This is a genomic window from Roseobacter phycocola (genome assembly GCF_042055075.2).
Classification (GTDB): Bacteria; Pseudomonadota; Alphaproteobacteria; order Rhodobacterales; family Rhodobacteraceae; genus Roseobacter.
In genome coordinates this window covers 2,980,065-2,999,642 of the sequence record NZ_CP194010.1, presented here as the reverse complement: position 1 = coordinate 2,999,642, position 19,578 = coordinate 2,980,065, and the positions used below count along the sequence as shown (strand labels likewise).

Below are 19,578 nucleotides of genomic sequence, written 5' to 3'. Positions count from 1 at the left end.
GCGCCTCCTCCGGCCGGGTGGCCTGGTTGCGCGGACGGGTGCCTCCGGCGGGGATATTTCGGGCCAGAAGAAGGCGGATGGTGTGTTGGCAGATCATGCGGGGCGCCCCCCGCGGTGGTAGCGCCAGACTTCGGCTTCGTCCTGCATGCCGTCCATGATTGCGCCAAGGCGGCGGGCGGTGGCGCGGGAGCGTGTGTTTGCGGGGTCAATGTAGCTGACCAGCGTGGACCAGCCGAGCGTGCCGAAGGCATGTGCGCGGGCGGCGGTGGCGGCCTCTGTGGCCAGTCCCTGGCCTTTGGCGTCCGCCGTCAGGACAAAGCCCAGTTCGGGTTCCTGGTCGCCGGGCTCGAAACCCAGCAGCACGAAGCCCGCAATGCTGCCTGCGTGCCCGATGGTCCAGATGCCGTGACCGTGCAGCAGCCAGGTGGAAGTCATCTGTGCGAAATCGGCCCAGGCATCTTCGCGGGTCATCGGGCCGCCCAGGTGGGTGCCCCGGTCGCTGCAGGCAATCTGCGCATAGGTTTCGAAGTCGGTCACGCGCGGGGCGCGCAGGAGCAGACGTTCGGTGCGCAGTGTCGGCAGCTGGTTCTGCAGGCTGAGCGCAAAGCGTGCTGCTGCGCCATCACGCGGGGTCTCGCAGGCGAAGGTCATTGCAGGCCCTCCGGACGCGGGTGACGGTAGACAAAGACCTCTTTTTCCGGGTTCGGGATGGCGGCGTCTGTGTCCCGCGTGCAGCCCAGCCGTTCAGCGAGGCGGACCGAGGCGTCGTTGCCTTTGTCGATGTAGCTGACCATTGTCTGCCAGCCGAGGGTTTCCCAGCCGTGGGCGATGCAGGCCTCTGCCGCTTCGCGCGCAATGCCCTGGCCTTCGTCTGCGGGGTCAAAGAGGACCCAGCCGATTTCGGTTTCCGGCCAGCCCAGCGGGTACCAGTGACCGACGATCCCCAGGGGCGTGTCCGACCCTTTGCGGGTGACGGTGAACATGCCAAAGCCGCGGATCGCCCAGTGGCCGATTTCGGTGCCGAAGAAGTTCCAGGCCTGGCGGGGCGTCATCGGACCGCCGACATAGCGCGCGCGGTCCGTCTGATAGAACGCAATGAACGGGCCCGCGTCCGCGGGAACGGGCGCGCGCAGCACAAGGCGTTCTGTTGTCAGGACGGGCCAGGCGGTCATGTCAGATGGTCTCCGGCAGGTTCGCGCCATCTGTCACCGGGCGGGTGAAGGAGCGGTCATAGCGGCGGATGCAGGCGGTGCGGGTCGCGAAGTCATAGGCGCGCAGGCAGTCTGCGTCTTCCCACATCTTTGCGCGGTAATCCTCGTAGGCGGCAAGCGACGGGAAGGAGAAGTGGCAGTAGGCGATGTCGTTCGGGCCTTCATGCGGCAGATGATAGCCGTGATGGATGCCGCCCAGCTGCGGCACCTTCCACACCCAGAAGCGGGCGTAGGCCTCGAAATCCGCGAGCTTTGCGGGATCGATTTCGTATCTGACCGTGCAGGAAATCATGACGCTTATTTCTTTTTCCCGAAGCCGGAGAGACCAGGAGGCAGGGGCATGCCGCCACCCATACCACCCATGCCACCGGGCAGCTTGCCGCCCATCTGTTTCGCGGCGGCCTCCAGCGCTTTGGGGTCCATGCCGGCGGCCATTTCCTCGGGGCTGGGGCCACCCTTGCCGAACATGCCCTTCATGGCCTGTTTCAGCATGCCGCCTTTGCCCATTTTGCCCATCTTCTTCATCATGTCGCCCATCTGGCGCTGCATCTTGAGAAGCTTGTTCAGCTCGGAGACTTCCATGCCGGCACCTTTGGCGATGCGCTTTTTGCGGCTGGCCTGAAGGATCTGCGGGTTGGCACGTTCTTTCTTGGTCATCGACTGAATGAGCGCGATCTGGCGTTTGATGATGCTGTCGTCGATCCCGGCGGCTTCGACCTGTTTGGCCATTTTGTTCATGCCGGGCATCATGCCCATCATGCCCTGCATGCCGCCCATCTTCTGCATCTGTTCCAGCTGCATACGCAGGTCGTTCATGGTGAAGTGGCCCTTCATCATGCGTTTGACCATCTTCTCGGACTGTTCCAGTTCGAGCGTTTCCTGCGCTTTTTCCACGAGCGCCACGATGTCGCCCATGCCGAGGATCCGGCCGGCAATCCGGTCCGGCTCGAAGGTCTCGATGGCGTCCATTTTCTCGCCCAGACCCACAAAGCGGATGGGCTTGCCGGTCACAGCCCGCATCGACAGGGCCGCACCGCCGCGCCCGTCCCCGTCCATCCGGGTCAGCACGACGCCCGAGACGCCGATCTTGTCGTCGAATTCGGTGGCCACGTTGACCGCGTCCTGTCCGGTCAGCCCGTCAACCACCAGCAGCGTTTCACGCGGGTTGGCCACATCGCGCACGGCGGCGGCCTGAGCAATCAGTTCCTGGTCGATGTGCAGACGGCCCGCTGTATCGAGCATATAGACGTCATAGCCGCCCAGACCCGCCTGCGTTTTCGCGCGTTTCGCGATGGCGACGGGGTCTTCGCCTTTGACGATGGGCAGGGTGTCGACGCCGATCTGGGTGCCGAGGATCGCAAGCTGTTCCATCGCCGCAGGGCGGTTCACGTCGAGCGAGGCCATGAGCACCCGCTTGCCCTCTTTTTCCTTCAGGCGTTTGGCGAGTTTGGCGGTTGTGGTGGTTTTACCGGAACCCTGCAGACCAACCATCAGGATCGGTGCGGGCGGGTTGTCGATTTTCAGCGCGCCTGGGTCTTCGGCGCCTTTCAGCACGTCAATCAGGGCATCATGTACGATCTTGACGACCTGCTGGCCGGGCGTGATCGATTTGGTGACGGCCTGTCCGGTGGCCTTTTCCTGGACGGCTTTGACGAAATCGCGGGCGACGGGCAGGGAGACATCCGCCTCCAGCAGGGCCACGCGCACCTCACGCAGGGCGGTGGCGACATCCTCGTCGGACAGAGCACCCTGTTTGGTCAGGCGGTCAAAGACGCCACCAAGGCGTTCGGACAGGTTTTCAAACATGGGCCGTGGCCCCTTTCATTGTCGGTTGCGGGATATCCCTGATGTAGGGACGCCGCAGTAAGTTCACAAATGCCCCCGCCCACTGTTCTGTCGTGGGGGTCAAAGCCAACGGACTTTGCCCCCACGGGCGAAACTCGCTGGTGGGGGGCGATCCCGGAAGGGTCCGGGACCGGAAGTCTGACGCTTCCGGAATTGTTGGGGTCGTCTAGGCCTGTTGCCGCACAGAGTCAAGCCATGCGTTGACCCGGGACACGGTCTCGTCCGCGCCATTTCCACTGCGATAACTGCGGGTCAGGCCGTGACGGTTTTCCAGGTTGTCGGGGCCGATCACCAGGGCAACACGGTGGCTGTTGGGATCGTCGTGACCGCCCTTGTGCGTCTGCACCATGGCACGGGTGATGCGGGCGAGCGGATGGCTTTCGGTGTGATAGCCCGTCAGGCGTTTTCGGCGCACAATGCAGTGTCCGTCGCGGCGGTCAAAAACCACCTGCACGCGTTCTGTTGCAAACCAGAGGGCGGGGCCCAGCAGGCCAGCGATGATCATCATCACAAGCCAGGCGGTTCCTTTGTCGCCGCTGTTCCAGGCGTCCAGCGCAACCCACATCATAAAGACACACAGGCCAGCGAGCCCCAGCGAGAGCATCCAGGGCCGGTATTCGAGCACGAGGCGGTCAGGCGTGTCGGTCACGATTTTCACGGCCCTACCGTGGCGCAGCAATGTGACGATTTCAGGGAGCGGCACGAAAAAAGGGTGCACGACCGGCGTACACCCTTTGAACTTGCACATATCGGGAGGTTGCAGGCTCAGGCCGCGAGGCTTTCGATCTTTTCCTCTGCTGCCGCGATGGCGGCGGGGGCATCGGCCATCTGGCGGTCGGCCGCGACGATTTCGACGTCGGTGATGCCGATGAAGCCCATGATGTGGCGCATATAGCCCGAGGCAAAGTCGATGTCAGAGCCGACGGGTGTCCCGCCTGTGGCGAGCGCGATCACGGCGCGTTTGCCTTCGAGCAGACCGACGGGGCCGTTTTCTGTATACTTAAAGGTCACGCCGGCGCGGGCGATCTGATCGACCCATGCTTTGAGCGCCGCGGGAACGCCGAAGTTGTACACCGGCACACCGATCACGAGGACATCGGCCTCTTTGAGTTCCGCGACCAGGCTGTCGGACAGAGCCAGCGCCTGCTGCTGGGCTTCGGTACGCTGTTCGGCGGGTGTGAAGTTTGCATTCACCCAGGTCTCATTGATTTGGGGAATGGCCTCGCTGAGGTCGCGGTGCGTGACCGTGCCACCCAGACGATCCGAGATTTTCGCAGTCAGCTGGCGTGTTGTAGAGCCGTTCAGGCGGGCGGAGGCATCAATCTGAAGAATGTTCTGTGTCATGTCAGGTATCCTTGTTGGGGTGCGGTTGCATCTCTGCCGTCAAATATGGGTGAAACAAATTTGCACTCAACAGGACTTTTCGAACATCTGATGTGCATTTTTGAACTCAATGTGAGATTTCGACAGCGACCATCGTTCAGATTCACAGGGATATGCCGTTCATTTCAAAAGATTCTTGCAATTCCGCACATCTTTCCCGACCTTCAGGTGAATTCAGGCTGAGGTGCCATTCAGGGGGACACGGGTGGACAACTGGGACGAAATCAGAACCGCATTTCAGGTTGCGCGCATGGGCACGGTCAGCGGGGCAGCGGATGTGCTGGGCGTGCACCACGCCACTGTGATCCGGCACATCGACGCGCTTGAGGGGCGGCTGGGCGTCAAACTGTTCCAGCGCCATGCCCGGGGGTACACCGCCACAGAGGCCGGTCAGGATCTGCTGCGGGTCGCGCAGGCCACCGACGATCAGTTCAGCCAGCTTGCGGGCCGTATCAAGGGGCGCGGCAATGATGTGTCGGGTGATCTGGTGGTTACCTCGCTGATCAGTATTGCGCCCCGCATGGCGCCGCTGCTCGCGGATTTTCAGCGGCAGCACCCGGAGGTCATCGTGCGGTACCTGACCGGCGCGCGGCTTTTCCGGCTGGAATACGGAGAGGCGCATGTCGCGATCCGGGCGGGCACGGTGCCCGATCAGCCCGACAATGTCGTGCAGCCCTTCCACGAGCAGAAAATGGGGCTCTATGCGAGCCGCGGCTATATCGAAACCCATGGTAAACCGGACGGGGTGCAGAGCTTCGGGCGTCACCGGTTCGTCGCGCAGGATGCAGATGACAGCCGGGCCCCTTTTGAGCAATGGCTGCGGCAGAATGCGCCTGCATCTTCGCTCACCTTCCGCAGTACGGATACCCGCGCGATGGAAGCGGCCATTAAAGCCGGCGCCGGGATCGGGTTCATGCCGGTTTTTGACGCCCAGCAGGATGAGGATCTGGTCGAGGTACACCCGCGCGAAGACGGCTGGGCCGGGCCACTGTGGCTGGTCACCCATGTGGATCTGCACCGGACAACGAAGGTGCAGGCATTTCTGACGTTCCTGAAAGAGCAGTCGCGGGACTGGAAAGTATGACGCTTTGACACCTGTGCTGCGCGGCCATGCGGCCATGCTGGCTTTTTCTGCGCTGGTGGCGGGGTCGTTCTCGCTGGGCGCGCAGGCGGCCAATGATATCGAACCGGCAGCACTGAACGCAGTGCGCTTTGTGATTGCGGCACTGGTGATCGGTGCCGCCCTGCTGGCCACACGCGGACTGCCGCGCGGGACGGTCCGCGCGCCATGGCGGTATATCGTGCTGGGCGCGCTGCTGGCCATTTATTTCGTGCTGATGTTTGAGGGGCTCAAAACCGCGCCGCCTGTGAGTGCAGCGGCCGTCTTTACGCTGACGCCGGTCGTCGCCGGTTTTTTCGGATGGCTGCTGCTGCGTCAGGTCACGACACCGCGCATGGCGCTGGCGCTCAGCATCGGAGCCGTCGGGGCGCTCTGGGTCATCTTCCGGGCGGATTTTGCGGCTTTCCGGGCGTTCGAGGTGGGGCGCGGCGAGCTGATCTATTTCGCAGGCTGTGTGAGCCATGCGTTTTATACGCCCATGGTGCGCCGTCTGAACCGGGGTGAATCGCCCGTGGTGTCTACCTTTGGCACGCTTGTGGCGGGCGCTGTGCTGTTGCTGGTCTGGGGGTGGGGTGACCTGCGGGCGACGCCCTGGGGTGATCTGCCGGGCATCGTCTGGGTTACGATACTCTATACGGCCGTTTTTGCCTCGGCGGCGACCTTTGTCCTGCTGCAGTATGCCAGTCTGCGCCTGCCCAGTGCCAAGGTCATGGCCTACACCTATCTGACGCCCACCTGGGTGATCATCTGGGAAGTGGCGCAGGGCAAGAGCCCGCCGCCGCCGCTGGTGGCAGCCGGTGTGGCTCTGACAGTGCTGGCGTTGCTTTTGTTGCTGCGTGACGAGCATGGGTAGCGTTTACCCTGTGTTGAGTTCGGTTTTCAGGAACCGCTCAAAGGCATCGAGGTTCACCGGTTCAAACTGACCGAAGCCCTGCATCCAGACCGAAGCATCCCGAAGCGCATCAGGCTCCAGTTTACACCATTTGACGCGCCCGCGTTTCTCCTGACTGATCAGACCGGCATTAGTAAGCACAACGAGGTGTTTTGAGATCGCGGCGAGCGACATCTCAAAGGGTTCGGCCACATCGGTGACCGCCATATCATCCTCGAGCAGCATGTTCAGGATTTCCCGCCGTGTCGGGTCGGCCAGCGCTGCAAAAACCTGATCAAGGTTCTGTTTCATAGGGCGCAGTCTTACCCGGCTTTGCAGGGCGGTGCAAAGGCGCTCAGAGCATCGGGTGCCCGCGCCCCTGCGAGGGCAGTTCGATGGTGTGGCGGGCGATTTCTGCTTCGCTCATCCCGATGTCACGCCCCAGACGGGCATTCACGCTGCGGATGTGCGGAATTCGGGGTCGCCGTTTCAGTCCATGGGCGATCCAGCGGCGCAACGCAGCGCGTATGTGTGTTTTTCCGGCACGCCTGTCCCGGTCGCGGACTCCCGCGTTCTCTGACCAAAACGTCATGTTTCTCACCTTTTTAGGTTATCTGCGGGCAATATGCCCGGGCGTTGAGCTGAAAACAAAGACAATTGCTTGACGGGATATGTGCAGAAAATGCACATATATGATATGCAACGTACCCTGCCTCCCCTGAACGCCCTGCGGGCCTTTGATGCCGCTGGCCGGCACCAGAGCTTTTCACGGGCCGCAGAGGAGCTGTCCGTCAGTCATTCCGCGATCAGCAGGCATGTGCGCGGGCTGGAGGCGCGCCTGGGGGTGCCGCTCTTCCGGGATCTGCCGCGCGGGCTTGAACTGACCCGCGAGGGGCGGATCTATCTGGAACGGATCGTGCCGGCGCTGGAGGCGATTGCGGAGGCCACCGAAGATCTGACCCACCGGCCGCAGGGGCAGGTGACAGTCAACAGCGAACCGGTGATCGCCGAACGCCTGATCATGCCACGTCTCGGAGCTTTCCGCGCGCGGTACCCGGACGTGGATGTGCGGCTGGAGGCGTCAAGCCGTCTGGCTGATCTGGACCGATTTGAAGCGGATATTGCCGTGCGGTTCGCGCACACCGGCGTGCTGGACACGCCCGGCGACCTGCTGAGCAATGCGGCGGTCTATCCTTACGCAACGCCGGACCTTGCCGCATCGGTTACAGCGCCGGCTGACCTGCTCAACCTGCCGCGTCTGCGTGACCGGTCCATCGGCATCTGGGAGGCCTGGTTCAGGGCGGCAGGGGTGGACACCGACGGTGGGACGGATGACGGCTGGCGGCCCTCGTCTCCGCTGTCGTATGTTGCGGCACTGAACGGGCAGGGGGTTTACCTGAGTTCGGCGGAATGCGTGTCGTCGGACGTTGCAGCGGGGCGTCTCGTGCAGTGCTTTGACATCGGTATTCAGGACGGCGCTTTTTACCTTGTGTACGGCAACCGCAGCATGCGCCGGCCGGCCGTCCGGGAGGTGCGCGCCTGGTTGCTGGAAGAGACGCGCGCTTTCCGTTCCGGGACCGTTGCCGGGGAAAATCAACCAAACGGTTGAATAAAGGGCGGACGGCAAAATCCGCTGTTCGGAGGCTGCGGCACTCTGCCCCGGTTTTGTTGTGGGCAAAAATTTACATTTTAAAACAGTGCCTTGATCAATGTGATCGGGATGCCCGACCCCTGTTGACTCGCGCGGTGGTGCGCAATAGCAAAGCGGCAGTTCCAACAGGGGGCTTTTCGCGTGTCAGAACCCGGGCCAGATCAGCATCTCAAGCAGCTGGAAGCACGGATCGCGGCGGCGAAAAAGGCGCAGGAGCCGGGCGCCCGGATGGACGAACATTATTCTCAGGCACAGCTGGCCTGGCGGATGGTGATAGAGCTTGTTGTCGGTCTCGGGATCGGCTTTGGCATCGGATACGGGCTGGACAGCCTGTTCGGGACACTCCCGATCTTCCTGGTGCTGTTTACATTGCTGGGTCTGGCGGCGGGCATCAAAACGATGCTGCGGTCCGCGCAGGAAATCCAGGAAAAGAAACTGGCCGAAGAGGCCGAGACGAAAGACGAGGGAGCCTGAGATGGCGGATAAAGCGGAAGAAGGCGGTCTGGTATTCCACCCCATGGACCAGTTCATCGTAAAGCCGCTCTTTGGCAGCGATGTGACCTGGTACACACCGACCAACACGGCGCTGTGGATGGGCTTTTCGGTCATCGCCATCATCCTTCTGCTGGTTATCGGCAGCTCGAAGCGTGCGGTTGTGCCATCGCGCTCGCAGTCGGTTGCGGAACTCGCTTACGGCTTCATCTATAAGATGGTCGAGGACATCTGCGGCAAAGAGGGGCTGAAGTTCTTCCCCTACATCATGACGCTGTTCATGTTCATTGTCTGCGCGAACTTCCTTGGTCTGATCCCCACATCCTTTACACCCACATCGCACTTCGCCGTCACCGTGGTGCTGGCGCTGGCGGTGTTCATCACCGTGACGATTGTGGGTTTCGTGAAAAACGGCGCGGGTTTCCTGAGCCTCTTCTGGGTGTCCTCTGCACCGCTGGCGCTGCGGCCCGTGCTGGCGATCATCGAGCTGATCTCGTACTTTGTGCGCCCGGTCAGCCACTCCATCCGTCTTGCCGGTAACGTCATGGCGGGCCACGCGGTGATCAAGGTTTTCGCAGGCTTTGCGGCACTGACAGCGGTCAGCCCGGTCGCCGTCCTCGGCATCACAGCGATGTACGGTCTGGAGGTCCTCGTGTCCTTCATCCAGGCCTACGTCTTCACCATTCTGACGTGCGTGTACCTCAAGGACGCACTTCACCCGCATCACTGATTTCGGACGGCACGTCCGTTCAAACTTTCAACTTCCAATCGTAAGGAGAATTCACATGGAAGGCGAACTCGCACACATCGGCGCAGGTCTGGCAGCAATCGGTTCCGGCGCGGCCGCAATCGGGGTTGGCAACGTTGCCGGCAACTACCTCGCAGGCGCTCTGCGCAACCCGTCGGCTGCAGCCAGCCAGACAGCAACACTCTTCATCGGCATCGCGTTCGCCGAGGCTCTGGGCATCTTCGCCTTCCTCGTCGCCCTGCTGCTGATGTTTGCCGTCTGAGAACTTAAGAGACGATATTCCTTACGGTCGGGCGGCGCGTTTCAGATGCGCTGCCCGATGTAACGGCCGTTTCTTCAGGAGACCAAAATGGCAACCGAAACAACAGGCGCTGAGGCCGCTGCCGCACCCGGCATGCCGCAACTCGATTTCTCCACCTGGGGGAACCAGATCTTCTGGCTGGTGCTGACCCTTGTGGTGATCTATTTCGTGTTGTCCCGCGTGGCCCTTCCCCGCATCGCCGCCGTGCTGGCCGAGCGTCAGGGCACGATTACAAACGACATTGCCGCTGCCGAGGACCTGAAGGCGAAAGCCCAGGACGCCGAAGCGGCCTATGAAAAGGCGCTGGTTGACGCGCGTGCCGAAGCGCACCGCATTGTCGCCGAAGCCAAAGCAGAAATTCAGTCCGACCTCGACGCGGCAATTGCCAAAGCGGACGAAGAGATCGCGGCCCGCAGTGCGGAATCCGAAAAGGCGATCGCTGAAATCCGTGCCGGCGCACTGGACGCGGTCAAAGAGGTCGCAGCGGACACCGCCGCAGAGCTGGTTACAACGCTGGGTGGTAAAGCGGACGGCAAAGCCATCAGCGCAGCTGTTGGCGACAGGCTGAAAGGATAAGATCATGCGGATTATCACCAGCCTGACATCGCTCGGTTTCGCCCTGGCCGCTGCCACACCGGCACTTGCGGCAGGCGACAAACCGTTCTTCTCTCTCAAGAACACCGACTTCGTGGTGCTTCTTGGTCTGATCGTCTTTGTTGCGATCCTCGTGTACTTCAAAGTGCCCGGGATGATCGGCAAGATGCTGGACGGCCGTGCCGAAGGTATCCGGTCCGAGCTGGACGAGGCACGTGCCCTGCGTGAGGAAGCGCAGAGCCTGCTGGCCAGCTACGAGCGCAAGCAGCGCGAAGTGCAGGAACAGGCAGACCGTATCGTCGAGGCGGCCAAGGAAGACGCCCGCATTGCTGCAGAGCAGGCGCGGGAAGATCTGGCCGTGTCCCTGGAGCGGCGCATGGCAGCTGCCGAAGATCAGATCGCAACGGCGCAATCGTCGGCCATCAAGGATGTGCGTGACCAGTCTGTGACTGTCGCGGTGGCGGTGGCGCGCGAGGTCATCGCCAAGCAGATGACCGCGACCGAAGCCAACAGCCTGATCGACGGGGCGATTTCCGAAGTAGAGGCCCGTCTGCACTGACCTGCAGATCTGGCGTATTATTCTCTGAGGACCTCGGCCCATGCGCCGGGGTTTTCTTTTTGGTTCGGGTGCTCAGGCGTTGCGCCGGCTGGAGGCTGCCGGTTTCTGTTCCTGTTCGTGATCAAGCCGCTGGCGCGCGACTTCTTCCAGGGCATCCGACCGGTGCTGATCGCGCAGCGCTTTTTCCACAAAGGACAGGTGGGTCTCCACAGCGGCCCGGGCGCCTTCGGGATCACGCGCCTGCAGCGCGGTGTTGATGGCACGGTGCTGTTCCAGCAACAGGCCGCGCGTGGTCTGCTGGCGGAACATGACCTGGCGGTTGTAAAACACGCCCTCGCGCAGAAGCTCATACATCGACCGCATCATATGCAGCATGACCACGTTGTGACTGGCCTCGATGATCGCCATGTGGAACTTGGCATCAAGCTGCGCTTCTTCTTCTGCGTCGCGGCCACCGTGCGCGGCTTCCATTCTGTCAAAGACGGTCTGCACCACGGCCAGGTCCGTCGCAGACCCGAGCCGGGCGGCCCGTTCTGCCGCGAGCCCTTCCATGTCCCGTCGGAAAGACAGGTAATCGAAAACCGCCGCCTCATGACGGGAAAAGAGCTGCACAAGCGCAGGTGAAAACGCCGAGCCAAGCACGTCCGCGACATAGACGCCTGCACCTGCACGGGTGCTCAGCAGCCCCTGTTCCTGCAGGATACTGACCGCATCGCGCAGGCTGGGCCGGGATACGTTCAGCCGCTCCGCCAGTTCTCTTTCTGCGGGCAGCCGTTCGCCCGGGCGCAGGATGCCGCGCAGGATCAGCAGTTCGATCTGACGGACCACTGCGGTTGAGAGTTTTTCGGACTGGACGGGGCGAAAAGGCATAACGTCTCCTGATTGGTCATATTATATGACCAAAGCGGGAGGGCGGCAATTGGTTTCAGATGTCAGCCCAAGAGTGCGGCTTCGGCGACCTCAAAGGCGAGAAGGAGTGCAGAGACAGCGACAGCAGCCCCCGCAAGACGAACCTGGAAGGGTTGGATGCGCAGGGCCAGCAGTGCCGCAGCGGCTGCGATAAGCGCCTGTGTGGCGCCGAAGCCCGCGATATAGCCGGCAAGTCCAGCCGCCGTAACCGCGCCGGCACCGGCCACAAGCGTTGCACTGAAGACGGCCCCCTGCAGCAGTCCGAAGCCTGCAAAGACCGCCGCCACCGTGGTCCTGGAGGGACGGCGTGCGGAGGCGATCAGGCAACCGGTGACCAGCACAGCGAGCCCGATCAGAATCCCGCGCAGCGGCAGAGCATCACCCAGCAGCGGAATGGTGAAACAGGCAAAGATCATGGCCGCCAGCCAGGCCAGAATGCCGGTAATCATACGCCCGGCGAGCGCCGCGGCGGCGCCTGTCAGGAGTACAAACCCCAGGTGCACGGGATCGGGCAGCGGGTGGTTGAGACCCAGCAGCACACCACGGTTGAATTCCGCCGCCGAGAGCAGCTGGGCGGTGGTTCCGGCGAGTGCCGGTGTGGCGGCAGAGAGGAGCAGTACAGGTAGCAGAGCGCGCATTAATCAGTCCGGTGGCAGGCGTTAACGATATGGGACGCAGGATCGCCGGGTTTGTCAATTACCGAACACGGAATAGCGGGCCATTCGTCAATATCTTGTGGATAAGTGCCTGTGAAACGCAGCCTGTGGTGTGTTTCGGTTGACACCGGCGGTGGGCAGACCTCAGTCTGAGGGCTCCACAGGAATCACACCGGGACTCTGGTTTGCGCTTTTCCAAACTCAGACTGACAGGCTTCAAAAGCTTTGTTGATCCGACCGACCTGATCATCGCGGATGGTCTGACGGGCGTCGTCGGTCCCAACGGCTGTGGGAAGTCCAACCTGCTGGAGGCGCTGCGCTGGGTCATGGGGGAAAACCGCCCCACAGCGATGCGTGGCGGCGGCATGGAGGATGTGATCTTTGCCGGGGCCGCAACCCGCCCGGCCCGCAACTTTGCCGAAGTTGCGCTGCATATCGACAATTCGGAGCGCCTGGCGCCTGCGGGTTTCAACGATTCAGACACGCTGGAGATCGTGCGCCGGATCACGCGGGACGTGGGCAGCGCCTATAAGGTTGGTCCCAAGGATGTGCGGGCGCGCGACGTGCAGATGCTGTTTGCGGATGCGTCGACCGGCGCGCACAGCCCGGCGCTGGTGCGTCAGGGGCAGATTGCGGAACTGATCAATGCCCGGCCCAAGAACCGTCGTCGCATTCTGGAGGAAGCGGCTGGTATTTCGGGCCTCTACCAGCGGCGGCACGAGGCCGAGCTGAAGCTGAAAGGGGCTGAGACGAACCTCGCGCGGGTCGATGATGTGATCGAACAGCTTGCCAGCCAGCTGGGTCAGCTGGCGCGTCAGGCGCGCCAGGCCGCACGGTACCGCGAGATCGGCAATGAACTGCGCCGGGCCGAGGGCATGTTGCTCTATCGCCGCTGGCGCGAGGCCGATGAGGCGCGGTCTGCCGCCGAGGAGGCGCTGCGCGCGCAGGTCACGGCGGCTGCCCGCGCGGAAAGTGCTGTGCGTGAGGCGGCGAAGGCGCGCGAGACGGCTGAGGCTGCTCTGCCGCCGCTGCGCGAGGAAGAGGCCATTGCGGCGGCCGTCCTGCAACGACTGGCAGTGCAGCGCGATACCCTGAGCGACCAGGAGGCGCGGGCCGAGGCGCAGATCGAAACACTGACCGGCCGTATTGCGCAGCTGGCGCGTGACATCGAACGTGAGGGCGGTCTGAACCGCGACGCGGGGGAAACCATTGAGCGGCTGGAATGGGAGGCAACCGAGCTTGCCAAAGCCGCCGAGGGGCATGACGAACGTCTGGCTGAGGCCTCTGAGGTGGCGCGTGAAGCGGCGGCGGTGCTGCAGACACGCGAAGGCGAAATGTCCCAGCAGACCGAGGATATGGCGCGTCTGGCGGCACGTCACCAGTCGGCGCAGCGTCTGCTGGAGGACAGCCGTAAAACGGAGAGCCGCGCCAGCACTGAAGCCGCGCGCGCCCGTGAGGCGGTTGCCACCAGTGAGGCCGCGCTTGAGAAGGCGGGTGCAGAGTTCGCCGCGGCCCAGGCCGCAGAGGCGCAGGCGGTCAAAACGGCGGCGGATGCGGACACAGCCCTGCAGGAGGCCGAAGAGGCACGGGCCGAAACCCAGGGCCGGGAAGCGGATGCGCGGGCGCACCGGTCGGAGGCCGAAGGGGAGGCCAACGCGCTGCGCGCAGAAGCGGGAGCGCTGGCGAAGCTTGTTGCGCGGGACACGGCCGAAGGGGGGCAGATCCTCGATCAGCTCCAGGTGAAAACCGGTTACGAAAAGGCGCTGGGGGCTGCCCTGGCGGATGACCTGCGCGCGCCCGAGGTTGCAGCGGACGGCCCGTCGGGCTGGGCCGTGTTGCCGGCGTACGATCGGCACCAGCCGCTGCCGCAGGGTGTGCAACCGCTGTCGCTGTTTGTGACGGTGCCGGATGTGCTGTCGCGGCGCATGGGGCAGATCGGTCTGGTGGATGCAGATGAAGGCCCGCGCCTGCAGAAGGACCTGGCCCCCGGACAGCGTCTGGTGTCTGCGGAGGGTGATCTTTGGCGCTGGGACGGGTTCCGCGCCTGGGCCGAGGATGCCCCGTCGGCTGCCGCGCTGCGGTTGCAGCAGCTCAACCGTCTGGAAGAGCTGAAGCAGGGGCTGGAGACAGCGACCCAGAAAGCCGAGGGTGCACTTGCGGCCCATGAGCTGCTGACGCGTCAGCTGGGCGAACTGACCCGGGCCGATCAGATGGCACGTGAAGCGCGGCGGTCGGCAGACCGGCTGGTGGCTGAGGCGGGTCGTGCGCTGAGCAAGGCGGAAGCCGACAGAAACCTGGCGCAGGGTCGTCTGGAATCGCTGGGTCTTGCGGTGACACGCCATGAAGAAGAGGCGATGGCCGCCCGCACCCGTCTGCGCGAAGCGGAACGCGCGCTGGAAGAGCTGGGCGATCTGACGGAGGCGCGCGAGCAGGTTGAGGCGGTCCGGGTGGCTGTTGAGGCCGCACGGATCACCATGATGTCCCGCCGGTCGGCACATGACGAGCTGCGCCGCGAAGGGGAGGCCCGTACCCGCCGTGCGCAGGAAGTGACCAAGGAAATCAGCGGCTGGCGTCACCGTCTGGAGACCGCAGAGAAACGCAGCGCGGAGCTGGTGGAGCGCAAAGGGCAGGCGGAAGCGGAGCTGAAGGAGGCCAGTGCGGCCCCCGGAGAGCTGGCAGCGAAACGCGAAGAGCTGTCCGACGCCATCGCCACCGCAGAGGCCCGCAAGGCCGAAAGCAGCGACCGTCTGTCAGCCGCGGAAGGTGTGCTGCGCGAGGCGGCCATGTCAGAGCGTGATGCCGAGCGTCTGGCCTCTGAGGCGCGCGAGGCGCGTGCGCGGGCCGAAGCCCGCAGCGATGCCGCCCGCGAAACTGTTGCAGCCGCCGCAGAGCGCATCGCGGATGAGGCGCAGGTCACGCCGAGCCAGCTTCTGGGGCAGCTTGAGGTCACGCCAGACGATATGCCTGATGCGCAGGCGCTGGAGGCGGATGTGAACCGCCTGAAACGGCAGCGCGATGCGCTGGGCGCTGTGAATCTACGGGCGGAGGAAGATGCCAAGGAAGTCCAGACCGAGCACGACACACTGACCGGCGAAAAGGCCGACCTCGAAGAAGCGATCCGCACCCTGCGCGGGGGGATTGCGAGCCTCAACAAAGAGGGGCGCGAACGGCTGCTGACCGCGTTTGAGCAGGTGAACACCAATTTCTCGATGCTTTTCACGCATCTGTTCGGGGGCGGCGAGGCCAACCTGGTGATGGTCGAGAGCGACGACCCGCTGGAGGCCGGTCTTGAAATCATGTGCCAGCCGCCGGGCAAGAAACTGTCGACGCTGAGCCTGCTTTCGGGCGGTGAACAGACCCTGACGGCGATGGCGCTGATCTTTGCGGTGTTCCTCGCGAACCCGGCGCCGATCTGTGTGCTGGACGAGGTGGACGCCCCGCTGGATGATGCCAACGTGACGCGTTTCTGCGACCTGCTGGACGAGATGTGCCGCCAGACGGATACGCGCTTCCTGATCATCACGCACCACGCGGTGACGATGGCGCGGATGGACCGGCTGTTTGGCGTCACGATGGCGGAACAGGGTGTGAGCCAGCTTGTGTCTGTGGACCTCAAGAAGGCTGAAACGCTGGTCGCTTAAGGGCTGCGGCCTGTGTTCACCGTATTGTGTCCGCGAAACCCCGGCAGGTGTGCGAGGGTCAGGGCATGCGATTTGCTTTGCCCCTTTACATGATTATGCTGACAGGCCTGCCTGCTGCCGCCCAGGACTGGGCCCTGCGCACCACGGACCGGGCGCTGGACGCAGCTGAGACCCAGGCGCTGACAGAAGGTCAGACACTCACGTTCTATGATGACGGGCGGTCAACATATTCCGCTGGTGGGGCTTATTCCTATACCTATGCCAGCGGTCAGACTGCCTTTGGTGCCTACAGGATCGAGGATGACGGAACGGTCTGTATCGCCTTCCGTAACGGGTTCGGGCGATGTGACAGGTATGTCGAGAACGCGGGCCGCATTGTGCTGCTGACGGAAAAGGGGGAGCGTTATCCCATCCGGCCTGCAGAAAAAAAATGACCCCACCGGGTATCCGGCAGGGTCAGAGGGAATTCAAACCTGAATGTATGTGTCGCGCAGAAAATTAGTAAATGCGCGGTAAAAAAAGGTTAACGCCGCGTGCTTCAGAGCCGGTTCAGCAGGGCCTGTGTGGGCCAGGCATCGGCGGGCAGACCCAGGCGCACCTGTTCGGCGCGTACTGCGGCCCGGGTCCCGGCCCCGAGAATCCCGTCGATTTTGCCAACGTCGTACCCACGGTTCTGCAGTTTGCGCTGCAGCTCCTTCATCGCGTCGGGTGAAAGACCTTTTTCCGGACTGCGGGGGTCAAAGGCGGGCGCGCCTTCAAAGCGGGTGGCAAAATAGGCGGCGGTCAGCACATAGGTAAAACTCTGGTTCCAGTCGAAATAGACGCTGAAATTCGGGTAGGCCAGAAAGGCAGGCCCTTCGCGGCCCTGGGGCAGCAGCAGAGAGGCGTTCAGACCGCGGGGCAGGCTGCCGTTGCGTGCCCGCACGCCCGATTTTTCCCAGGCGGCCACAGATTGCGCACTGGCGATACCGCTTTTCGACCAGTCCATCTCATCCGGCACGCGCACTTCCTGCAGCCAGGGTTCATTCGGGCGCCATCCGAAGCCGCTCAGCATGGCAGCCCCTGACATCAGTGCGTCCGGTGCGGAGGTTTTCAGCGAGACACGGCCGTCACCATCGGCGTCCGTGCCATGTTCCAGGATGTCTGAGGGCAGCATCTGAACCATGCCGATCTCGCCCGCCCAGGCCCCGGTTGTCCTGGCCGGATCGAACCCGCCCTGTTCAAAGAGTTCGAGGGCGGCGAACACCTGAGGCCGAAACAGGTCCGGCCTGCGGCAGTCATGGGCCAGAGTGACCAGCGCGTTGGCAGTGTTGAAGTTTCCCTGAAAGCCGCCGTAGTCCGTCTCGAACGCCCAGAACGCCAGCAGCACACCCCGGTTGATGCCATAGCGTTGCTCGATCCGGTCAAACACGGCGTCAAATTCGCGCCCTTTGGCGACACCCTTTTTGCGCCGGGCATCCGAGATCAGATTACGGGCGAAATCGACAAAGGGTTTCTGGAAAACACCCTGTGCGCGGTCGGCGCGCAGCACGCTCTGGCTTTGCCGGATACCTGCGAAAAAGCGCTGTGCGGTCTGCGGACTGTGGCCGCGCGCCACCGCCTCGGTCTTCAGGTCGTCAACAAAAGTACTGAACGTCCCGCCGCAGGCCAGGGCCGCAGGTCCCGTGGTCAGCAGCGCGAGCAGAGCGGCAGTGGTCAGGCGGATCATGTTCTTCTCCCGGGTCAGGTCAGCAGGGCCAGGCCGATGCAGAGAGCCACAAATAGCCCCCATGTTTTCCACAGCATGCCGATTGCCGCGTCGATGTCCACCGAGCGCAGTGTGCGGCGCCCTGCCTCGTTCACGTAGGGAAACTCACGCATTTCACCGTCATAAGCCCGGGGACCGGAGAGCGCGATGCCCAGGGCGCGGGACATGGCCGCTTCGGGCCAGCCCGCATTGGGGGACCGGTGCAGACAGGCATCCGCCCGGATGCCCCGCAGATCAGTGATACCGGCGACCCCCGCGATCAGCAGCGCCGTCAGCCGCGCGGGGATGAGATTGAGCAGGTCATCCGTTCTGGCGGCGGCGCGGCCGAAGTCTGCATAGCGCGGTGTCCTGTAGCCGATCATGCTGTCGGCGGTGTTGATCAGTTTGTAGACGATCAGCCCGGGCAGCCCCGCGATCAGAAACCAGAAGGCGGGGGCGATGACGCCGTCTGAGAGGTTCTCTGCGGCGCTTTCAATGGCGGAACGGGCGACGGCGGTATCGTCCATCGCGTCCGTGTCCCGGCTGACGATCATGGCGACCTGCCGGCGGCCTTCTTCGAGCGAGGCACCGAGGCCCTTTGCGACAGCACGGACATGATCCACGAGCGAGCGCTGGGCGAGCAGGATTGCTGCAGCGAGGACCTCGATCACAGGTCCGCCCGCTGACAGCAGCACACCAGTCAGACCGCCGGTTATGACCAGACAGCAGACTGCGAGCGCACCCTTTGCCTGCAGGGAAGTTCCGCTGTTCAGCCGGGTGTCCAGCCACCCGACCAGCCGGCCCATCAGAACCGCAGGATGCGGGATACGCCGCCACACCGGTTCCGGCTCGCCAAAAAGCGCGTCCAGCAGCAGCGCGAAAACGAGCAGGGCCGCGGTGCTCATGCGCGCAGAGCGGCTTCGACGCGGGGCCAGTGGATGGTTGCGGGCAGGCCCAGGCGTATCCAGGTGTCCGACCAGGGGAAGATACGGCTCCAGATATGGTGTCCGGCCAGACGGTGCTGCAGTGCTGCGGCATCCGGGACCCTGTACAGCCGGAAGAGGCTGGTGCCGCCGATGCATTCTGCGCCGTCTGCGGCCATCAGCGCGTCAAGGCGTGCACTGTCTGCGGTCAGCCTGTGACGCGTGGCCGTGGCCCAGTCGTTGTCCTGCAGTGCTGCTGCGCCGGTATGCAGGGCGGGTCCGGAGACGGCCCAGGGGCCGATCCTGTCCCGCAGGTCCGCGATGATCTCCGGGCGCGCTATGGCAAAGCCAAGGCGCATGCCGGCCAGCCCCCAGAACTTGCCGAAACTCTTCAGAATGACGTGGCCGGGTGTGGCGGCGAGGTCGATGTGCGATGCGTCCGGGCAGATATCGCAGAAGCTTTCGTCGATGACTGTCAGGGCTGGGTCACGCGCAGGAAAATTGTCCCGCTGCCACAGACGGCCGTCAGGGTTGTTAGGATGAACCAGAACCTGAACTGCGGCCTCTGTACCTTCGGTTTCTACCGGCCTGCCTGCCGCGCGGAAGGCGGCGGCGTGTTCGTTGTAGGTGGGTGCCGGGATCACCACAGTGCCATCCGGGCTGAGCGCCGGCATGGCTGCGATCAGGGCAGAAGCCCCGGGTGCGGCGAGAATGTCGGCCCCATCAGGCACCTGCCAGAACCGGCGCGCGGCGTCTGTCAGTGCCGTCTGTGCGCCGTGATCGGGCAGAGCAGACCAGGCATCAGCCGGCAAGGGCGGCACGGGAAAGGGATGTGGATTGATCCCCGTCGACAGATCAATCCATCCGATTCGGGATCCCCCATACCGGGTGATGGCTGCATCCAGCCCGCCACCATGATCACGTTTTTTTGCTGTCACTGTCCGACAA

Annotated in this window: 23 protein-coding genes; 10 read left to right on the top strand and 13 right to left on the bottom strand. The window is 63.5% G+C overall.

What is annotated here, in order from left to right:
* Positions 1-93 precede the first annotated feature (93 nt).
* The 6 genes from AB4K19_RS14755 to AB4K19_RS14730 all read right to left on the bottom strand — a co-directional run bounded on the left by AB4K19_RS14755 (position 94) and on the right by AB4K19_RS14730 (position 4,400).
* Entirely contained in the window at positions 94-651 is a 558-nt protein-coding gene (locus AB4K19_RS14755) for a GNAT family N-acetyltransferase (RefSeq protein WP_436398192.1), read from the bottom strand.
* A complete protein-coding gene (locus AB4K19_RS14750; protein ID WP_375229068.1) occupies positions 648-1,172 on the bottom strand; it encodes a GNAT family N-acetyltransferase in 525 nt (174 codons plus the stop codon). Before AB4K19_RS14750 ends, AB4K19_RS14755 begins: the two co-directional genes overlap by 4 nt.
* Before the next feature lies 1 nt (position 1,173).
* Positions 1,174-1,503: an NIPSNAP family protein gene (locus AB4K19_RS14745; RefSeq protein ID WP_375229067.1), complete on the bottom strand. Its 330-nt coding sequence runs from the start codon at positions 1,501-1,503 to the stop codon at positions 1,174-1,176.
* A gap of 5 nt (positions 1,504-1,508) precedes the next feature.
* On the bottom strand, positions 1,509-3,017 hold the full coding sequence (ffh, locus tag AB4K19_RS14740) for a signal recognition particle protein (RefSeq protein ID WP_375229066.1): 1,509 nt from the start codon (positions 3,015-3,017) through the stop codon (positions 1,509-1,511).
* A 205-nt stretch (positions 3,018-3,222) separates the two neighbouring features.
* Positions 3,223-3,705, bottom strand: coding sequence for a hypothetical protein (locus AB4K19_RS14735; RefSeq protein WP_436398190.1), 483 nt, complete (start codon positions 3,703-3,705; stop codon positions 3,223-3,225).
* Positions 3,706-3,821: 116 nt separating this feature from the next.
* On the bottom strand, positions 3,822-4,400 hold the full coding sequence (locus tag AB4K19_RS14730) for an FMN-dependent NADH-azoreductase (RefSeq protein ID WP_375229064.1): 579 nt from the start codon (positions 4,398-4,400) through the stop codon (positions 3,822-3,824).
* A 244-nt stretch (positions 4,401-4,644) separates the two neighbouring features.
* Here AB4K19_RS14730 and AB4K19_RS14725 point away from each other — a divergent pair, with 244 nt between their 5' ends.
* Positions 4,645-5,523, top strand: coding sequence for a LysR family transcriptional regulator (locus tag AB4K19_RS14725; RefSeq protein ID WP_375229063.1), 879 nt, complete (start codon positions 4,645-4,647; stop codon positions 5,521-5,523).
* A 34-nt stretch (positions 5,524-5,557) separates the two neighbouring features.
* Positions 5,558-6,412 (top strand): DMT family transporter, encoded by an 855-nt coding sequence (locus AB4K19_RS14720; RefSeq protein WP_375229062.1) that lies wholly within the window; start codon positions 5,558-5,560, stop codon positions 6,410-6,412.
* Positions 6,413-6,415: 3 nt separating this feature from the next.
* On the opposite strand, the gene AB4K19_RS14715 is transcribed toward AB4K19_RS14720, so the two are convergent.
* Together AB4K19_RS14715 and AB4K19_RS14710 are read right to left on the bottom strand one after the other, a co-directional pair.
* On the bottom strand, positions 6,416-6,742 hold the full coding sequence (locus tag AB4K19_RS14715; protein WP_375229061.1) for an ArsR/SmtB family transcription factor: 327 nt from the start codon (positions 6,740-6,742) through the stop codon (positions 6,416-6,418).
* A gap of 43 nt (positions 6,743-6,785) precedes the next feature.
* Positions 6,786-7,022: a hypothetical protein gene (locus AB4K19_RS14710; RefSeq protein WP_375229060.1), complete on the bottom strand. Its 237-nt coding sequence runs from the start codon at positions 7,020-7,022 to the stop codon at positions 6,786-6,788.
* A gap of 105 nt (positions 7,023-7,127) precedes the next feature.
* On the opposite strand from AB4K19_RS14710, the gene AB4K19_RS14705 reads away from it, so the two are divergent.
* The 6 genes from AB4K19_RS14705 to AB4K19_RS14680 all read left to right on the top strand — a co-directional run bounded on the left by AB4K19_RS14705 (position 7,128) and on the right by AB4K19_RS14680 (position 10,775).
* Positions 7,128-8,039 (top strand): LysR substrate-binding domain-containing protein, encoded by a 912-nt coding sequence (locus tag AB4K19_RS14705; RefSeq protein ID WP_436398189.1) that lies wholly within the window; start codon positions 7,128-7,130, stop codon positions 8,037-8,039.
* 183 nt (positions 8,040-8,222) lie between these two features.
* Positions 8,223-8,555 (top strand): AtpZ/AtpI family protein, encoded by a 333-nt coding sequence (locus AB4K19_RS14700; protein WP_375229058.1) that lies wholly within the window; start codon positions 8,223-8,225, stop codon positions 8,553-8,555.
* Between the two features lies 1 nt (position 8,556).
* Positions 8,557-9,303 carry a F0F1 ATP synthase subunit A gene (locus AB4K19_RS14695; RefSeq protein ID WP_375229057.1) on the top strand — a complete coding sequence of 249 codons (747 nt, stop codon included), beginning with the start codon at positions 8,557-8,559 and terminating at the stop codon, positions 9,301-9,303.
* A 55-nt stretch (positions 9,304-9,358) separates the two neighbouring features.
* Positions 9,359-9,583, top strand: a complete 225-nt coding sequence (locus AB4K19_RS14690; protein WP_011567586.1) for a F0F1 ATP synthase subunit C — start codon at positions 9,359-9,361, stop codon at positions 9,581-9,583.
* Positions 9,584-9,670: 87 nt separating this feature from the next.
* On the top strand, positions 9,671-10,198 hold the full coding sequence (locus AB4K19_RS14685) for a F0F1 ATP synthase subunit B' (protein ID WP_375229056.1): 528 nt from the start codon (positions 9,671-9,673) through the stop codon (positions 10,196-10,198).
* A 4-nt stretch (positions 10,199-10,202) separates the two neighbouring features.
* Positions 10,203-10,775, top strand: coding sequence for a F0F1 ATP synthase subunit B (locus tag AB4K19_RS14680; protein ID WP_375229055.1), 573 nt, complete (start codon positions 10,203-10,205; stop codon positions 10,773-10,775).
* Positions 10,776-10,847: 72 nt separating this feature from the next.
* Here the strand turns inward: AB4K19_RS14680 and AB4K19_RS14675 are convergent, their stop codons facing one another.
* Together AB4K19_RS14675 and AB4K19_RS14670 are read right to left on the bottom strand one after the other, a co-directional pair.
* The gene (locus tag AB4K19_RS14675; RefSeq protein WP_436398186.1) at positions 10,848-11,645 is read right to left on the bottom strand and encodes a FadR/GntR family transcriptional regulator; all 798 of its coding nucleotides are present in this window, start codon (positions 11,643-11,645) and stop codon (positions 10,848-10,850) included.
* 62 nt (positions 11,646-11,707) lie between these two features.
* Complete coding sequence (locus tag AB4K19_RS14670) at positions 11,708-12,322, bottom strand: HupE/UreJ family protein (RefSeq protein ID WP_375229054.1); 615 nt, start codon at positions 12,320-12,322, stop codon at positions 11,708-11,710.
* Positions 12,323-12,525: 203 nt separating this feature from the next.
* On the opposite strand from AB4K19_RS14670, the gene smc reads away from it, so the two are divergent.
* Both smc and AB4K19_RS14660 read left to right on the top strand, forming a co-directional pair.
* A complete protein-coding gene (gene smc, locus AB4K19_RS14665) occupies positions 12,526-15,981 on the top strand; it encodes a chromosome segregation protein SMC (protein WP_436398185.1) in 3,456 nt (1,151 codons plus the stop codon).
* 65 nt (positions 15,982-16,046) lie between these two features.
* Entirely contained in the window at positions 16,047-16,415 is a 369-nt protein-coding gene (locus AB4K19_RS14660) for a hypothetical protein (protein ID WP_436398183.1), read from the top strand.
* A 104-nt stretch (positions 16,416-16,519) separates the two neighbouring features.
* Here AB4K19_RS14660 and AB4K19_RS14655 read toward each other — a convergent pair whose 3' ends face one another.
* From AB4K19_RS14655 to AB4K19_RS14645, 3 genes are read right to left on the bottom strand one after another with little or no spacing between them, the layout of a single operon-like run.
* Positions 16,520-17,689 (bottom strand): lytic murein transglycosylase, encoded by a 1,170-nt coding sequence (locus AB4K19_RS14655; RefSeq protein WP_375229052.1) that lies wholly within the window; start codon positions 17,687-17,689, stop codon positions 16,520-16,522.
* A 14-nt stretch (positions 17,690-17,703) separates the two neighbouring features.
* On the bottom strand, positions 17,704-18,612 hold the full coding sequence (gene cbiB, locus AB4K19_RS14650) for an adenosylcobinamide-phosphate synthase CbiB (protein ID WP_436398181.1): 909 nt from the start codon (positions 18,610-18,612) through the stop codon (positions 17,704-17,706).
* Positions 18,609-19,568 (bottom strand): threonine-phosphate decarboxylase, encoded by a 960-nt coding sequence (locus AB4K19_RS14645; RefSeq protein ID WP_436398179.1) that lies wholly within the window; start codon positions 19,566-19,568, stop codon positions 18,609-18,611. The genes cbiB and AB4K19_RS14645 overlap by 4 nt, the downstream gene beginning before the upstream one ends.
* Positions 19,569-19,578 lie beyond the last annotated feature (10 nt).

Coding starts and splice junctions, on each gene's coding strand:
- AB4K19_RS14680 (WP_375229055.1), top strand. CDS start 10,203: ATGCGGATTATCACCAGCCTGACATCGCTCGGTTTCGCCCTGGCCGCT.
- AB4K19_RS14660 (WP_436398183.1), top strand. CDS start 16,047: ATGCGATTTGCTTTGCCCCTTTACATGATTATGCTGACAGGCCTGCCT.
- AB4K19_RS14755 (WP_436398192.1), bottom strand. CDS start 651: ATGACCTTCGCCTGCGAGACCCCGCGTGATGGCGCAGCAGCACGCTTT.
- AB4K19_RS14720 (WP_375229062.1), top strand. CDS start 5,558: ATGCTGGCTTTTTCTGCGCTGGTGGCGGGGTCGTTCTCGCTGGGCGCG.
- cbiB (WP_436398181.1), bottom strand. CDS start 18,612: ATGAGCACCGCGGCCCTGCTCGTTTTCGCGCTGCTGCTGGACGCGCTT.
- AB4K19_RS14710 (WP_375229060.1), bottom strand. CDS start 7,022: ATGACGTTTTGGTCAGAGAACGCGGGAGTCCGCGACCGGGACAGGCGT.
- AB4K19_RS14705 (WP_436398189.1), top strand. CDS start 7,128: ATGCAACGTACCCTGCCTCCCCTGAACGCCCTGCGGGCCTTTGATGCC.
- ffh (WP_375229066.1), bottom strand. CDS start 3,017: ATGTTTGAAAACCTGTCCGAACGCCTTGGTGGCGTCTTTGACCGCCTG.
- AB4K19_RS14750 (WP_375229068.1), bottom strand. CDS start 1,172: ATGACCGCCTGGCCCGTCCTGACAACAGAACGCCTTGTGCTGCGCGCG.
- AB4K19_RS14745 (WP_375229067.1), bottom strand. CDS start 1,503: ATGATTTCCTGCACGGTCAGATACGAAATCGATCCCGCAAAGCTCGCG.
- AB4K19_RS14730 (WP_375229064.1), bottom strand. CDS start 4,400: ATGACACAGAACATTCTTCAGATTGATGCCTCCGCCCGCCTGAACGGC.
- AB4K19_RS14690 (WP_011567586.1), top strand. CDS start 9,359: ATGGAAGGCGAACTCGCACACATCGGCGCAGGTCTGGCAGCAATCGGT.
- AB4K19_RS14695 (WP_375229057.1), top strand. CDS start 8,557: ATGGCGGATAAAGCGGAAGAAGGCGGTCTGGTATTCCACCCCATGGAC.
- AB4K19_RS14655 (WP_375229052.1), bottom strand. CDS start 17,689: ATGATCCGCCTGACCACTGCCGCTCTGCTCGCGCTGCTGACCACGGGA.
- AB4K19_RS14670 (WP_375229054.1), bottom strand. CDS start 12,322: ATGCGCGCTCTGCTACCTGTACTGCTCCTCTCTGCCGCCACACCGGCA.
- AB4K19_RS14675 (WP_436398186.1), bottom strand. CDS start 11,645: ATGCCTTTTCGCCCCGTCCAGTCCGAAAAACTCTCAACCGCAGTGGTC.
- AB4K19_RS14685 (WP_375229056.1), top strand. CDS start 9,671: ATGGCAACCGAAACAACAGGCGCTGAGGCCGCTGCCGCACCCGGCATG.
- AB4K19_RS14715 (WP_375229061.1), bottom strand. CDS start 6,742: ATGAAACAGAACCTTGATCAGGTTTTTGCAGCGCTGGCCGACCCGACA.